Origin of the sequence: Nocardioides sp., from assembly GCF_035697785.1 — a bacterium.
Lineage (GTDB): Bacteria > Actinomycetota > Actinomycetes > Propionibacteriales > Nocardioidaceae > Nocardioides_B.
The window spans coordinates 1-15258 of sequence record NZ_DASSCL010000031.1 but is presented as its reverse complement, the minus strand read 5'-3'; the positions used below and the strand labels follow the sequence as shown (position 1 = coordinate 15258).

Here is a 15258-nt window from a genome sequence, read left to right as displayed (position 1 = left end):
CAAGCGCCGCGTCCGCCGCACGCTCGAGGACTTCATGAAGTCCATGGAGTCGGGCGAGACCCAGGAGCTGAACCTGATCCTGAAGGGCGACGTGTCCGGCTCGGTCGAGGCCCTCGAGGACTCGCTGGCCAAGATCGACGTCGGCGACGAGGTCAGCCTGCGGGTCATCGACCGCGGTGTCGGTGCGATCACCGAGACCAACGTCGACCTGGCCGCGGCCTCCGACGCCATCATCATCGGCTTCAACGTCCGGCCCCAGGGCAAGGCGACGGAGATGGCCGACAAGGAGGGCGTCGAGATCCGCTACTACTCGGTCATCTACCAGGCGATCGAGGAGATCGAGGCGGCCCTCAAGGGGATGCTCAAGCCCGAGTACGAAGAGGTCTCGCTCGGCCAGGCCGAGATCCGCGAGATCTTCCGCTCGTCGAAGATCGGCAACATCGCCGGCTGCATGGTCACCAGCGGGGTCATCCGCCGCAACGCGAAGGTGCGGCTCATCCGCGACGGCGCCGTCGTCGTGGAGAGCGCCGACCTGTCCTCGCTGCGACGGGAGAAGGACGACGCCGCCGAGGTCCGCGAGGGCTTCGAGTGTGGTCTGGTCATCAAGGGCTACAACGACATCAAGCAGGGCGACGTCGTCGAGGCCTTCGAGATGCGTGAGATCCCGCGCTCGTAGCGAGCCCCTGGGCGAGCTAGAGCGAGGTTGGTGAGGGGTCCGTTGCGCGGAGCGAAGCGATCGTGCAACTGACCTCTCACCAACCCCCGGCAGGGAGGGTCCTGACTGCCGGACGGATGCCCAGCTGCGAGAGGTGAGCATGGACACCGACCCGACCACCACACGCAACCACCGCCATATCGTTGAGGAGCAGTCCCCATGAGCAGCCCACGGGTGCGCAAGGTCGCGGACCGGATCCAGGTGATCGTCGCGGAGATGCTCGAGCGCCGGATCAAGGACCCACGCCTCGGGTTCGTGACGGTGACCGACGTCCGCGTCACCGGGGACACCCAGAACGCCTCCATCTTCTACACCGTGTTCGGTGAGGAGGAGCAGGTCGCCGGCACCGCGGCCGCGCTGGAGTCGGCCAAGGGGCTGATGCGCAGCGAGGTGGCCAAGCAGCTCGGCATGCGGCACGCGCCCTCGCTGGAGTTCATCCACGACGCGCTGCCCGAGAACGCCCGGCACCTCGACGACCTGCTCGCGAAGGCCCGGGAGTCCGACGCGGCGGTGGCGGCCGCGGCCGCCGGGGCGACGTACGCCGGCGAGTCCGACCCCTACCGCAAGCCGCACGAGGACGACGAGCTCGAGGACGAGCCGGACGACGAGTCCGACTCGGTGTGACCGGCATCGCCGACGCCGGCCTCCTCGTGGTCGACAAGGCCCCGGGCATGACGTCCCACGACGTGGTCGCCAAGGTGCGCCGCCTGGTCGGCACGCGCAAGGTCGGACACGCCGGCACGCTCGACCCGATGGCCACGGGCGTGCTGCTGCTCGGGCTGAACAAGGCCACCCGGCTGCTCGGGCACCTGATGCTCACCGAGAAGGCCTACGACGCCACCGTCCGGCTCGGCGCCGGGTCGAGCACGGACGACGCGGAGGGTGAGCTCGGCGAGTCGTTGTCGACCGAGCACCTCACCGAGGACGACGTGCGCTCCGCGGCCGGCGGTTTCGTCGGCGTCCTGCAGCAGGTGCCGTCCGCGGTGTCCGCGATCAAGGTTGACGGGCGCCGCGCCTACCAGCGTGTGCGCGACGGGGAGGACGTCCGGCTCGCCGCCCGCGAGGTCACCATCCACGAGCTGCTGGTGACCGACGTCCGACGCGACGGCGGCTGGCTCGACGTCGACCTCTCGGTCCGCTGCAGCGCCGGCACCTACGTCCGGGCCATCGCCCGGGACCTCGGCGGGGCCCTCGGCGTCGGCGGGCACCTCACCGCGCTGCGTCGTACGGCGGTGGGGCCGTTCACGCTCGGCGACGCCCACACCCTCGACGAGCTCGCGGAGGAGCTGTCGATGATGGACATCTCCGACGTGGCCCGGCGCTGCTTCCCGACCTTCCAGCTCGACGCCGACGGTGCCCGCGACGTCGGCTTCGGCCGGGCCCTGCCCGTGCAGCTGGGCCACACCGGCGGGCCGGTCGCCGTGTTCGCGCCGGAGGGCACTTTCCTGGCGTTGTACCGGCAGGACGGGGACGTCGCGGCACCGGTCGCGGTGTTCACGGGCTGACCCGAGGCGTGTGGGAGGCTTCTCCGCGTGACTGACCTGTGGCGCTCGCTCGACGACGTCCCGGCCGACCTGGGCCGCACCGTCGTCACGATCGGCAACTTCGACGGAGTCCACCTGGGCCACCAGCACGTCATCGCGCGGGCCGGCGAGGTGGCCGACGAGCTCGGCGGGCTGGACGTGGTCGCGGTGACCTTCGACCCGCACCCCATCGCCGTGCTCCGGCCCGAGCACGCACCGCCCACGCTGACCACGATCGCCTCCCGGGCGACGCTGCTGCGCGAGGCCGGGGTGGACGACGTGCTCGTCGTGCCGTTCTCCCGCGAGGTGGCGGCCTGGTCGCCGGAGCGGTTCGTGCGGGAGATCATCGTCGACGGTCTGCACGCGAAGGCAGTCGTGGTCGGTGCCAACTTCCGGTTCGGCAACCGGGCCTCGGGCGACCTGTCCACGCTGACCACGCTCGGCGCCGAGCTCGACTTCACCGCCGAGGGCATCCCGCTCGACGGCGGCCCGCAGGTGTGGTCCTCGACGTACGTACGCAACTGCCTGGCCGCCGGCGACGTCGAGGGCGCTGCGGAGGCGCTCGGCCGCCCCTTCACCGTCCGCGGCGTCGTGGTCGAGGGCGACAAGCGCGGCCGCGAGCTCGGATTCCCCACCGCGAACGTGCCCGCCCTCGGCGTCGCCGCTCCCACCGACGGCGTCTACGCCGGGGAGCTGCGCCGCCTCGACACCGGCGAGATCTTCCCGGCGGCGATCAGCGTCGGCACCAACCCGACGTTCGCCGGCGAGCGCGAGCGCCGGGTCGAGTCCTACGTGCTCGACCGTGACGACCTCGAGCTCTACGGAGTCGAGGTCGAGGTCTCCTTCCTCGGCCGGATCCGGGGGATGCGGCGGTTCGACAGCATCGAGGCGCTGGTGGCCACGATGCACGACGACGTCCGACGCACCCGCGACCTGCTCGCCTCCGCATGAGCGAGCACGCGGCCGCGCCGACGGACAAGGCGGAGGCGCTGCGGGCCACCGAGCGGTGGTTCGTGCAGCACGGGCTGCCGTACTTCGTCCCGGAGGAGCGAGACGCCGCCCGGTCGGCGCTGCACTCCCGGCGCACGCTGTTCATGCTCGTGCTGACGGTGCTGGTCGGGCTGGTCGGGGGGATCCTCCTGGCCCGGCTGTTCGAGGACGTCGCGGCGGCACCGACCACGGTCATGGTCATCGTCGGCCTGACGGCAGTCGCGTACGCCGCGACGGCCCTCCGGGCCAGGCCGATCGCCACCTGGGCCGTCGCCCGCACGATGCGCAGCCTCCCGCAGCTGCTGCCGATGGCCACCCGGGCGCTGCCGCTGCTGCTGATCTTCGTGACGTTCCTGTTCATCAACGCCGAGGTGTGGGAGGTCTCCGCGCGGCTCGACGGTGCCGTGATGGTGCTGACCGTGCTTCTGTTCGCGACCGTCGCGGTCGGGTTCCTGCTGGTGCGGCTGCCCGACGAGCTCGAACAGGCCGACGACGTCTCCGACGAGAGGACGCTGGTCGAGTCCTGTCGCCGTACGCCGCTGGAGGACCGGGCGCGTGCCCTGCTCTCCGAGGACGGCCACGACGAGATCACCCGGCTGGCCAAGGTGCGCAGCTTCGAGAAGGCCAACCTGATCCTGGTGCTGATGATCGCCCAGGCGGTGCAGGTGATCCTGCTCGCGCTGGCGGTGTTCGTGTTCTTCCTGGTCTTCGGCTCGGTGATCATGACCGACAAGACGCAGCAGAACTGGACCACGCAGGACCAGATGACCGCGGTCGCCTGGCTGCCGAACATGTCGGTCGAGCTGCTGCAGGTCTCGGTCTTCCTGGCCGCGTTCTCGGGGCTCTACTTCACGGTGTACGCCGTGACCGACGAGGCCTACCGCGACCAGTTCTTCAGCGGCATCAAGCATGAGCTCGAACGCGCCGTCGGCGTCCGCGCCGTCTACCTCGCCCTGCGCAAACGCGCCTGAACAACGATTCGTCTGCGGACTCTGGGGTGATTTACACCGTCGAACCGCAGACGAATCGTTGTCGCCGTGGGTCAGGCGTCGAGGTCTTCCTCGACCATCGCGGCGATGGCGTCGACGGCACCCTCGTCGTCACCGCTCACCTCCACCGAGTCGCCCTTCTTCGCGCCGAGCGTCATGATCAGCAGGGCCGAGCTGGAGTCGACGGGCTGGCCGCCGGGCACCCCGATCGTGACGGTGCTGCCGAGCGACCCGGCCTTCTCGGCGATGAGGGCCGCGGGGCGGGCGTGCAGGCCGACGGCGGAGCCGACGGACACGGTCTTGGTGGGCATTGGTTCTCCTTCGATGGGGTTGGTCAGGCCGGCAGGGCGACATCGTCGAGCTGTTCGATCTCATCCTTGCTCTCGGTGAACTGTTTCAGGGCGATGACCGAGGCTGCCGCGACGAGTACGCCGGCAGCGAGGGACAGGAGGAACCACAGCACGTTGCCCACCGCGAAGAGGACGAAGATTCCGCCGTGCGGGGCCCGCAGGGTGACGTCCATGGCCATCGCCAGTCCTCCGGTCACCGCGCTGCCGGCCATGATCGAGGGGATCACGCGCAGCGGGTCGGCCGCTGCGAACGGGATCGCGCCTTCGGTGATGAAGGACGCGCCCAGCAGCCAGGCGGCCTTGCCGTTCTCGCGCTCGGCCTCGGTGAAGAGCTGTGGGCGGACGACAGTCGCCAACGCGAGCGCGATCGGCGGCACCATCCCGGCGAGCATCACCGCAGCCATGATGAGCAGCTGCGGGGCGGCTCCGGTCGCGGTGGCCGCGGCCGCGAGGCCGGTGGTCGCGAACAGGTAGGCGGTCTTGTTCAGCGGGCCGCCCATGTCGAAGGCCATCATCAGGCCGAGCACCACGCCGAGCAGCACGCCCGCGCCACCCTCGGCCATGCTGGTGAGACCGTCGTTGAGGGCGTCCATGAGCGCGCCGAGGGGCTTGCCGAGGACGACCACCATGACGATCCCGGCGACCAGGGTGGTGAGCAACGGGATCACCAGCACGGGCATGAGTCCCCGCAGCCACGACGGGACCTGCCGCACTGCGATCCAGTGGGCGATGACTCCGGCCAGGACTCCGCCGATGATGCCACCGAGGAAGCCGGTCTGCGGGGTGCCGAAGCCGCCGAGGTCGATGGCGATCGCGCCCATGATGAACCCGGGGGCGATGCCGGGGCGGTCGGCGATGGCGTAGGCGATGTAGCCGGCCAGCGCCGGCACGAGGAACTTGAAGGCCGTCGATCCGAGCACGAAGCAGATCGACCCGAGGTAGGCGAAGAACGACGAGTCGAACAGAGCGTGGTCCAGCTCGTTGGCGGAGACGCTCGGTAGGTCGAAGATCGTGTTGTTCGTGGCAATCTCGCCCGCAGGGCCGACGATCTCGTAGCCGCCGAACAGGAAGGACAGCGCGATCAGCAGGCCGCCTGCGGCGACGAACGGGATCATGTAGGACACGCCGGTCATGAGCACCCGGCGGATGCGCAGACCCCACGACTCGGTGCCCGTGGTGGTGCCGCTGTCGGCGTCGGCGCCGTCGCCCTCCACGCGCGGCGCGTCGGGGTCGTCGGCGTAGCGGAGCGCCTCGGCGATCATCGCGTCGCCGTCGTCGATGGCCCGCTTCACGCCGGAGACGACGACCGGCAGGCCGGCGAACCGGCCGCGGTCGCGGACCCCGACGTCGGCGGCGAAGATGGCGGCCGACGCGTTGGCGAGGGTGTCGCGGGCCAGCGGGTGGGAGCCCGCCGAGCCCTGGGTCTCGATGTGGATGTCGACCCCGGCCCGCTCTGCGGCCGCCTCGAGCGCCTCAGCGGCCATGTAGGTGTGGGCGATGCCGGTGGGGCAGGCGGTCACCGCGACGATGCTGCGGCGTTCCCGGGTCGCCGGACCCGGGGCGGCGGCCGCGGCGGGCGCGGCCCCGGCGGGCGCGGCGGCGGGCTCGGGCAGCCGGACCACCGAGTCGACCAGCGCGACGACCTCGGCCGGCGTCTCGGCCTGGCGCAGCCCGTCGGTGAAGTCCGGACGCACGAGCGCCCGGGCCAGCTGGGTCAGCACCTCGAGGTGGGTGGCGTCGCCGCCCGCGGGCGCCGCGATCAGGAAGGCCAGGTCGGCCGGGCCGTCCTTGGCGCCGAAGTCGGTGCCGGGTTCGAGGCGGGCGAAGGCCAGGGTGGGTACGTCGACGTGCTCGGTGCGGCAGTGCGGGATGGCGATGCCGCCGGGGAGGCCGGTGGCGGAGGTCGCCTCGCGGGCGAGTGCGTCCTCGGTGAGGCCGCCCGGCGAGCCGGTGCGTCCGGCCTGTGCGACGAGGTCGGCGAGACCGCGGATCACCGCGGTCTTGTCGTCCCCCAGGGAGACGTCCAGGCGGACGAGCTCCTCGGTGATGATCGAGCCTGAGCTGGTCATGAAGTTCCTCGGTCGTGAAGGGGGATGGGCAGCTCGGCCACGTCGACGAGCTCTGGGTGGATCGACTCCGGTGTCGGAATCGTGGTGCCGGGTAGTGCTGCTGCGGCGCTGCCGTAGGCGACGGCGAGCCGCAGTCGTTCGGCGGGCTCGGCGTCGCGGAGCGCGCCGAGCAGGAAGCCGAACAGGCTGGAGTCGCCCGCGCCCACCGTGCTCACCACGGTGGTCGGGGGCGGGGTGGCGTGCCACGCGCCGGCGCCGGTGACGAGCACGGCGCCCGAACCGCCCAGGGTCGCGAGCACGGAGGTGACGCCGCGGTCGACGAGGATCTGCGCCGCTGCCGCCGCCTTCGCCGGGTCGGCCTCGATGGCCTCGGGGTCGCCGCCCACGAGCGACGCCAGCTCCTCCGCGTTGGGCTTGAGCAGGTCCGGTGCCGCCTCGTCGAGATGGGCGAAGATCGCCTCGAGCGGGTCGTCGGAGGTGTCCACCGCGATGCCGACGTCGAGCCCGCGCAGGTCGGCCACCAGGGCGGCGTACCAGTCGGCGGGCGCGCCCGGTGGCAGCGAGCCGGCCAGCACCACCCACCGGGCCTGTGCCGCGCGCTGGTGGAGCGCGGTGCGGAGCCGGTCGAGGGTCGTGGGGCCGGCGGTCGCGCCCGGGGAGTTGATCTTCGTCGTGGTGCCGTCGGGCTCGGTGATCGTGACGTTCATCCGGACCGCGCCCGCGGGCGGCTCCGGGCGGCAGTCGATGCCGTCGCGGAGCAGCTCGAGCACGTAGGGGTCGTCGGAGGCGGCGGGCAGCACCGCGATCGTGGGTACGCCGGCGGCCACGGCGGCGCGCGAGATGTTCACGCCCTTGCCGGCCGACTGGGACGTGACGGCGGCGGCGCGCAGGACGGCGCCGCGCTCGAGCGTCGAGGTGAGCTCGATGGTGCGGTCGACGCTCGGGTTCGGGGTGAGGGTGACGATCATGCGACCACCACCTCGATGTCGTGGGCCGCGAGAGTGGCCCGGTCGTCGGGGCTCAGGCCCTCGTCGGTGACCAGGACGTCGACCTGCTCGAGGTCGCCGAACCGGACGGTGCTCTCGTGGCCGATCTTCGAGGAGTCGGCCAGCACCACCACGCGCTGTGCGCTGCGCAGCATCGCGCTCTTCGCGGCCGCCTCGCTGGCATCGGGGGTGCTCAGGCCGTGGGCGACGCTCAGCCCGTTGGTGCCCACGAAGGCGACGTCGGTGCGCAGTCGCCGGATCGCCTCGACGGTCTCCTCGCCGACCGCGGCCTGGGTGGTGCGCCGGACCCGGCCGGGGAGCACGTGCAGGTCGACGTTGGGCCGGCCGGCCAGGCGGCCGGCGATCGGCACGGCGTTGGTGAAGATGGTGAACGTCGAGTCGATCGGGAGCAGGCCGGCCAGCCGGGCGGTCGTGGTGCCGGCGTCGAGCAGCACGCTGCCCCCGGTGGGCGGGAGAAAGTCGAGCGCGGCGACGGCCACGCGGTCCTTCTGGTCGCTCTGGGCGAGGTCGCGCTCGTTGACCGCGACCTCGAGGACGCTGAGCGAGGCGGCCGGGATGGCGCCGCCGTGCACCCGGCGTACGATCCCGGCACGCTCCAGCGTCGAGAGGTCGCGGCGTACGGTCTCCGTGGTCACCGTGAACCGGTCGGCCAGCTCGTTCACCGACAGGCGGCCGCGCTGCGTGAGCAGGTCGGCGATCGCTTGCTGGCGTTCCTCGGCGTACACGGCGGCTCCTTCGGGAATCTGTGTGTCTGTTGTTTTACGCCCGAATATGTTGACTGTCAAGCCGACAACGGGGTTTACTTTCCGCATGACGCAGCTCACACCCACCCCCACGGCCGATTCCGGAACCGGCGCCCCGCTCACCGGTACGCCGGTAGTTCCAGGTGTCGCGTTCGGTCCCGTGCTGGTCGCGCGCACCGACATCTCGCCCGATGCCGTCGCCGGCTACGAGGCGACCTCACACCAGAAGGACGAGGCCCTGGCGGCGTACGACGCGGCCGTCGCGACCGTGTCCGGCCGGCTGGCCGACCGGGCCGGGAACACCCAGGGATCGGCCGCCGAGGTGCTGACGGCCACCGCCGGACTGGCCCGCGACCCCGGGCTGCGGGCGGCGGTGGCCGGCCGCGTCGACGGCGGCGACAACCTGCTGGTCGCCCTGCGCGGGAGCGTGGACCAGTTCGCCGAGCTGTTCACCCAGATGGGAGGCCTGATGGCCGAGCGGGTCACCGACCTGCGCGACCTCGAGAAACGGCTCACCGCGGAGATCGTCGGCGAGCCCGAGCCCGGTGTACCCACACCCGACGTGCCGAGCGTGCTGGTCGCCGAGGACCTGGCGCCGGCCGACACGGCCGGCCTCGACGCCGAGCTGGTGCTCGCCCTGGTCACCGAGAGGGGCGGCCCGACCAGCCACACCGCGATCATCGCCCGGCAGCTCGGGATCCCGTGCGTGGTGGCCGTGCACGGCGCGATGACGCTGAGCAGTGGCACCTCCGTGCTCGTCGACGGCACGACCGGCGACGTGGAGATCGATCCCGACACCGACGAGGCCGCCCGCCGGGTGCAGGAGGCCCGTGACAAGCGCGCCGCCCTGGAGGCGTGGACCGGTCCGGCGCGCACCAGCGACGGCACCCGGGTCAAGGTGCTCGCCAACGTGGCCGACGGCGCTTCAGCAGCCAAGGCCGCCCAGGGTCCGGTCGAGGGCAGCGGCCTGTTCCGCACCGAGCTGTGCTTCCTCAACCGCAAGGACGAGCCGTCCGTCGAGGAGCAGGCGGACCTCTACGCGGCGGTGCTGTCGTCGTTCGGCGAGGACCGTTACGTGGTCGTCCGGACACTCGACGCCGGCTCGGACAAGCCGGTCGCCTTCGCCACCCTCGAGGGGGAGGAGAACCCCGCCCTCGGCGTACGCGGGCTGCGGCTGTCGTTCGGCAACCCGGGCCTGCTCGAGCGCCAGCTCGACGCGATCGCGCTGGCCGCCAAGCAGACCGGCACGACGCCCTGGGTGATGGCGCCGATGGTGGCGACCGTCGACGAGGCCCGGGAGTTCGCCGGACAGGTTCGTGACCGGGGGCTCAAGGCCGGCGTGATGGTCGAGGTGCCGAGCGCGGCCCTGCTGGCGCACCGGTTCCTCGAGGAGGTCGACTTCCTCTCGATCGGCACCAACGACCTGACCCAGTACACGATGGCGGCCGACCGGATGGCCTCCGACCTGGCGCACCTCACCGATCCCTGGCAGCCGGCCGTGCTCGCGTTGGTGGCGATCACCGCCGAGGCCGGCACCCAGGCGGGCAAGCCGGTCGGCGTGTGCGGAGAGGCGGCGGCCGACCCGTTGCTCGCCACCGCGCTGGTGGGCATGGGCATCACGTCGCTGTCGATGGCCGTCGCCGCGGTCAGGGCGGTGGGTGCCCAGCTCGCCGAGGTCTCGATGGACACCTGCGAGGCGGCCGCCGAGGCCGCCCTCGCCGCGCGCGACCCCGCCGCCGCGCGGGCGGCGGTGCGCGACGTCCTCAGCCGGTGACGGTGACGGGGGTCCCGTTGAACGCGGCGTTGCCGCTGACGTCGAGACGCTCCGGGTCGGTGAGGTCGTTGATGGAGACGCCGGCGAGGTCGACCGCGCTGCGCATGCGTACGCCGGGGAGCCCGTGACCGTATCCGTGGGGCAGGCTGACCACGCCCGGCATCATCGTGTCGGACGCGGCGACCTCGACCAGGACGCTGCCGACCCGGCTCTTCACGGTGACCGTCGCGCCGTCCCCGATGCCCCGGTCGGCGAGGTCGTCGGGGTGCATGAGCAGCTGGTGACGTGGCCGGCCCCTGGTGAGGCGCTCGCTGTTGTGCATCCACGAGTTGCAGTCACGCTGGTGCCGCCGCCCGATCAGCAGCAGCTCGTCGGGCGCGGGAGCCCGGACCTGCTCGAGCCGGGCCAGGTCGGCGAGGACCAGCGGCTGGGCGAGGTCGATCCGCCGCTCCTTCGTCTGGAGCCGCCCGGGCAGGCACGGCTGCAGGGGGCCGAGGTCGATGCCGGCGCCCGCCTTCTTCAGCCGGCGGACGGACAGGCGTGACCGGTCGGTGCGCAGGAGCAGGTCGACCAGGCGGGTGGGGGAGAGCCGCATCCGTGCCTGCAGCGCCAGCCGGGCCTTGAGCGGTCGCTTCCGGTGCAGGCGTGCGGCGGTGCGCAGCGCGATCTCGCGGTAGATCTCCCAGTCGTGCATCGTCCCTTCGGGCTTCGGGAAGAGGGCCGGGGTGAACCGGGCCGTGTTGCGCACCGCGAGCAGGTGGAACACCAGGTCGTAGTGGTCGCGCTCGAGCGACGTGGTCGGCGGCAGGATCACGTCGGCGTGCCGGGTGGTCTCGTTGACGTAGATGTCGACGGCCGCGACGAAGTCGAGCTCGGCGATCGCATCGCCCAGCCGGCGGCCGTCGGGGGTGGACGAGACCGGGTTGCCCGCGACGGTCAGCAGCGCGCGCACCTGCCCGGCGCCCGGGGTGAGGATCTCGTCGGCGAGGGTGGCGACGGGCAGCTCCCCGGAGAACTCGGGCAGCCCGCGCACCCGGCTCCGCCACACGTCGTGGTGGCCGCGTCCGATGAACCGCCGGCCGACCGCGTCGATCGCGGGGCGCGTGAACATCACGCCGCCCGGACGGTCGAGGTTGCCGGTCAGGACGTTCAGGACCTGCACCGCCCACTGCGCGACGAGTCCGAACTCCTGCACCGAGACACCGATGCGCCCGTAGACCGCGGCACCGTCGGCCGTCGCGACGTCACGGGCGATCCGGCGTACGACGTCGGCGGGTACGCCGCTCATCGCCTCGGCCCGCTCGGGCGTGAACGGCGCTACCGCGGCCCGCACGGCCTCGACGCCGTCGACGTACGACGGCACGGTGGCGAGGTCCTCGTCGAGCACCACGTGCAGCAGGGCGAGCAGCGCGAACGCGTCGGAGCCCGGGCGCACGAAGTGGTGCTCGTCGGCGACCTTGGCGGTCTCGGTGCGACGCGGGTCGAGCACGACCATCCGCCCGCCGCGCGCCTTGAGGGCGCGGAGCCGCGCGGGGAAGTCGGGCACCGTCATCAGACTGCCGTTGGAGGCCATCGGGTTGCCGCCGAGGACGAGGAAGTACCGCGTGCGGTCGATGTCGGGAATCGGGAGCAGCAGCTGGTGGCCGTAGAGCAGGTGCGCCAGCAGCTGGTGGGGGAGCTGGTCGACGGAGGTGGCGCTGTACTTGTTGCGGGTGCGCAGTGTCTTCACCATCGCGGTGCCGTGGGTCATCGAGCCGAGGCTGTGCACGTTGGGGTTGCCGAGGTAGACCGCGAGGGCGTCGCGGCCGTGCTCGTTGACGGTGCGCGCGATTTTGTCGGCGACCAGGTCGAGCGCCTCGTCCCAGGAGATCTCCTGCCAGCGGTCGCCGTCGCCGGCGGTCGGGCCCGCCGGGACCCGGCGTACCGGCCTGCGCAGCCGGTCCGGGTCCTCGTGGATGTCCTGCAGCGCGATCGCCTTGGGACAGACGTGCCCGCGCGACAGCGGGTCGTCGGGGTTGCCGCGGACGTCGGTGATCCGGTCGCCGTCGAGGGTGATCACCAGGCCGCAGATCGCCTCGCACAGGTTGCACACGCCCAGCCGTCGCTCCATGGGTGCAGTCTCGCACCGGGGCCGTGCGGCGAGGATGGGTCACTCCCCGTGGCAATCTGGCCCTTCCCGTGGAGAGTTCACACCGGGAAGGGGTGGATTACCACGGGACCGTGGTAATTGGGTCCCCCGCCCCCCGCTCGATTGGGAGAACGGACACCCGCTGGGATAGCCTTGTGCGGTTGGCTGCTCCCCAGCAGGGTGGCAGTCCTTCAACCTGCCGTCAGAACGGCCGCGGACTGAGAGTGCCCGGGTGAACAGGCCCCGGCGCGCCGCGCAACGAGAACCGAAGGGAGCTGCGCGTGGCCACTGGTACCGACGCGGAGACCAAGAAGAAGATCATCGCCGAGTACGCAACCAAGGACGGCGACACCGGCTCGCCCGAGGTCCAGGTCGCGCTGCTCAGCCACCGGATCAGCCACCTGACCGAGCACCTCAAGGAGCACAAGCACGACCACCACAGTCGTCGTGGCCTGCTGCTCCTCGTCGGTCAGCGCCGTCGCCTTCTGAACTACATGCAGAAGGAAGACATCAACCGCTACCGCTCCATCGTCGAGCGGCTCGGTCTGCGCCGTTGAGGCTCGCGGAGCGGCATTCCCACCCGGGGGTGCCGCTCCTGCCACATCCGGGGGACCCTCGCTAGGGTCTGACCGGCACAACTGAACCACAGCGGAACCCCACAACTGAACACTGCACCACTCTCAAGTGGGAGCGACCGCGGACGTCTAGGGCCCCGGTCCTCGGTAGTGGCCTTCAGGGACTCGACCGCATCGCGCGGTCGCACCTGCGGGCCTCGATCGAAGACCGGCCCCCAATACCGAAGGCGCCCCGCGTGCTCGCTCCGGACACATCTGGAACGAATACCGGAAAGGGGAACCCCATGGAGGGACCCGAGATCTACGAGGTCGAGACGGTTCTCGACAACGGCAAGCACGGCAAGCGCACCGTCAAGTTCGAGACCGGGCTGCTGGCCCGCCAGGCGGCCGGCTCCGTCACCGCCTACCTCGACGACGAGACGATGCTGCTGTCGGCCACCACGGCCGGCAAGCACCCGCGTGACAACTTCGACTTCTTCCCGCTCACCATCGACGTGGAGGAGCGGATGTACGCCGTGGGCCAGATCCCCGGCTCGTTCTTCCGCAGCGAGGGTCGTCCCGGCGAGGACGCGATCCTCACCTGCCGCCTGATCGACCGCCCGCTGCGTCCGACCTTCAAGAAGGGTCTGCGCAACGAGGTCCAGGTCGTCATCACGGTGATGGCGCTCGACCCCGACCACCCCTACGACGTCCTCGCGATCAACGCCGCGTCGCTGTCCACCCAGCTCTCCGGCCTGCCGTTCTCCGGCCCGGTCGGCGGCGTACGGGTCGCCCTGATCGAGGGCCAGTGGGTCGCGTTCCCCAACCACAGCCAGCTCGAGAACGCCGTGTTCGACATGGTCGTCGCGGGCCGGGTCACCGAGACCGGTGACGTCGCGATCATGATGGTCGAGGCCGAGGGCACCGAGCAGACCTGGCAGCTCGTCGAGTCGGGCGCCCAGGCCCCGACCGAGGAGGTCGTCGCCAGCGGTCTGGACGCCGCGAAGCCGTTCATCAAGCAGCTGTGCGAGGCCCAGGCCGAGCTCGCGAAGCAGGCCGCCAAGCCGGTCCAGGAGTTCCCGATCTTCCTCGACTACGAGGACGACGTGTACGCCGCCGTCGAGGCCGCCGCGACCGCGGACCTGACCCCCGCGCTCGCCGTCACCGGCAAGCTCGAGCGCGAGGCCGCGCTGGACTCCGTCAAGGAGACGGTGCTGGAGAAGGTCGGCGCGCAGTTCGAGGGTCGCGAGAAGGAGGTCGGCGCGGCGTTCCGCTCGCTGACCAAGAAGCTCGTCCGCGAGCGCGTGCTGCGCGAGAAGATCCGCATGGACGGCCGCGGGCTCACCGACATCCGGACCCTGTCCGCCGAGGTCGGCGTGATCCCGCGCGTGCACGGCTCGGCGCTGTTCGAGCGTGGCGAGACCCAGATCCTGGGCGTCACCACCCTCAACATGCTGACCATGGAGCAGAAGCTCGACACGCTCTCCCCGGAGAAGACGCGTCGCTACATGCACAAGTACGTCTTCCCGCCGTTCTCCACCGGTGAGACCGGCCGGGTCGGCTCGCCGAAGCGCCGCGAGGTCGGGCACGGTGCGCTCGCGCGCCGCGCCCTGCTGCCGGTGCTGCCGACGCGCGACGAGTTCCCCTACGCCATCCGCCAGCTCTCCGAGGCGATGGGCTCCAACGGCTCGACCTCGATGGGCTCGGTCTGCGCGTCCACGATGTCGCTGCTGCAGGCCGGTGTGCCGCTCCGTGCCGCCGTCGCCGGCATCGCGATGGGTCTCATCTCCGACGAGGTCGACGGCAAGACCGAGTACGTCGCGCTGACCGACATCCTCGGCGCCGAGGACGCGTTCGGCGACATGGACTTCAAGGTCGCCGGCACGCGTGAGTTCGTCACGGCGCTGCAGCTCGACACCAAGCTCGACGGCATCCCCGCCGAGGTCCTGGCCGCCGCGCTGACCCAGGCCAAGGACGCGCGCCTGTCGATCCTGGACGTGATGGCCGAGGCCATCGACACGCCCGAGGAGATGTCGCTGCTCGCGCCGCGGATCATCACCGTGAAGATCCCCGTCGACAAGATCGGTGAGGTCATCGGCCCCAAGGGCAAGGTGATCAACCAGATCCAGGACGACACCGGTGCGTCGCTGAGCATCGAGGACGACGGCACGATCTACATCGGCGCCACCAACGGCGAGTCGGCCGAGGCCGCCCGCACGATCATCAACGGCATCGCGAACCCGACGATGCCCGAGGTCGGCGAGCGGTACCTGGGCACGGTCGTGAAGACGACGAACTTCGGTGCGTTCGTCTCGCTGCTCCCGGGCAAGGACGGCCTGCTGCACATCAGCAAGCTCCGCGCCCTGGCCGGCGGCAAGCGCGTCGAGGCCGTCGAGGACGTGCTCTCCGTGGGCCA

The 15258-nt window shown here is 71.4% G+C and carries 13 protein-coding genes; 8 read left to right on the top strand and 5 right to left on the bottom strand.

Features of this window, described 5'->3' with window-relative positions; genetic code table 11:
* The 5 genes from VFH10_RS03610 to VFH10_RS03590 all read left to right on the top strand — a co-directional run.
* The coding region (locus tag VFH10_RS03610) for a translation initiation factor IF-2 (RefSeq protein WP_325126015.1) at positions 1 to 676 on the top strand (676 nt) is incomplete at its 5' end.
* A 198-nt stretch (positions 677 to 874) separates the two neighbouring features.
* Positions 875 to 1339, top strand: coding sequence for a 30S ribosome-binding factor RbfA (gene rbfA / locus VFH10_RS03605; protein WP_325126013.1), 465 nt, complete (start codon positions 875 to 877; stop codon positions 1337 to 1339).
* Positions 1336 to 2220, top strand: a complete 885-nt coding sequence (truB, locus tag VFH10_RS03600) for a tRNA pseudouridine(55) synthase TruB (protein ID WP_414689831.1) — start codon at positions 1336 to 1338, stop codon at positions 2218 to 2220. The genes rbfA and truB overlap by 4 nt, the downstream gene beginning before the upstream one ends.
* A 27-nt stretch (positions 2221 to 2247) precedes the next feature.
* Entirely contained in the window at positions 2248 to 3189 is a 942-nt protein-coding gene (locus tag VFH10_RS03595; protein WP_325126011.1) for a bifunctional riboflavin kinase/FAD synthetase, read from the top strand.
* Entirely contained in the window at positions 3186 to 4199 is a 1014-nt protein-coding gene (locus tag VFH10_RS03590) for a hypothetical protein (RefSeq protein WP_325126009.1), read from the top strand. Before VFH10_RS03595 ends, VFH10_RS03590 begins: the two co-directional genes overlap by 4 nt.
* A gap of 71 nt (positions 4200 to 4270) precedes the next feature.
* Here VFH10_RS03590 and VFH10_RS03585 read toward each other — a convergent pair whose 3' ends face one another.
* The 4 genes from VFH10_RS03585 to VFH10_RS03570 are packed head-to-tail and all read right to left on the bottom strand — an operon-like array spanning position 4271 to position 8368.
* Positions 4271 to 4528, bottom strand: a complete 258-nt coding sequence (locus VFH10_RS03585) for an HPr family phosphocarrier protein (RefSeq protein WP_325126007.1) — start codon at positions 4526 to 4528, stop codon at positions 4271 to 4273.
* 23 nt (positions 4529 to 4551) lie between these two features.
* Positions 4552 to 6636 carry a fructose-specific PTS transporter subunit EIIC gene (locus VFH10_RS03580; RefSeq protein ID WP_325126006.1) on the bottom strand — a complete coding sequence of 695 codons (2085 nt, stop codon included), beginning with the start codon at positions 6634 to 6636 and terminating at the stop codon, positions 4552 to 4554.
* Positions 6633 to 7604 carry a 1-phosphofructokinase family hexose kinase gene (locus VFH10_RS03575; RefSeq protein WP_325126004.1) on the bottom strand — a complete coding sequence of 324 codons (972 nt, stop codon included), beginning with the start codon at positions 7602 to 7604 and terminating at the stop codon, positions 6633 to 6635. The genes VFH10_RS03580 and VFH10_RS03575 overlap by 4 nt, the downstream gene beginning before the upstream one ends.
* Positions 7601 to 8368: a DeoR/GlpR family DNA-binding transcription regulator gene (locus tag VFH10_RS03570; protein WP_325126002.1), complete on the bottom strand. Its 768-nt coding sequence runs from the start codon at positions 8366 to 8368 to the stop codon at positions 7601 to 7603. The genes VFH10_RS03575 and VFH10_RS03570 overlap by 4 nt, the downstream gene beginning before the upstream one ends.
* 85 nt (positions 8369 to 8453) lie before the next feature.
* On the opposite strand from VFH10_RS03570, the gene ptsP reads away from it, so the two are divergent.
* Entirely contained in the window at positions 8454 to 10160 is a 1707-nt protein-coding gene (gene ptsP, locus VFH10_RS03565; RefSeq protein WP_325126000.1) for a phosphoenolpyruvate--protein phosphotransferase, read from the top strand.
* On the opposite strand, the gene VFH10_RS03560 is transcribed toward ptsP, so the two are convergent.
* On the bottom strand, positions 10150 to 12270 hold the full coding sequence (locus VFH10_RS03560; protein WP_325125998.1) for a molybdopterin-dependent oxidoreductase: 2121 nt from the start codon (positions 12268 to 12270) through the stop codon (positions 10150 to 10152). The genes ptsP and VFH10_RS03560 overlap by 11 nt on opposite strands.
* Before the next feature lie 299 nt (positions 12271 to 12569).
* On the opposite strand from VFH10_RS03560, the gene rpsO reads away from it, so the two are divergent.
* Complete coding sequence (gene rpsO / locus VFH10_RS03555) at positions 12570 to 12845, top strand: 30S ribosomal protein S15 (protein WP_325125996.1); 276 nt, start codon at positions 12570 to 12572, stop codon at positions 12843 to 12845.
* A 302-nt stretch (positions 12846 to 13147) separates the two neighbouring features.
* The coding region (locus tag VFH10_RS03550) for a polyribonucleotide nucleotidyltransferase (protein WP_325125995.1) at positions 13148 to 15258 on the top strand (2111 nt) is incomplete at its 3' end.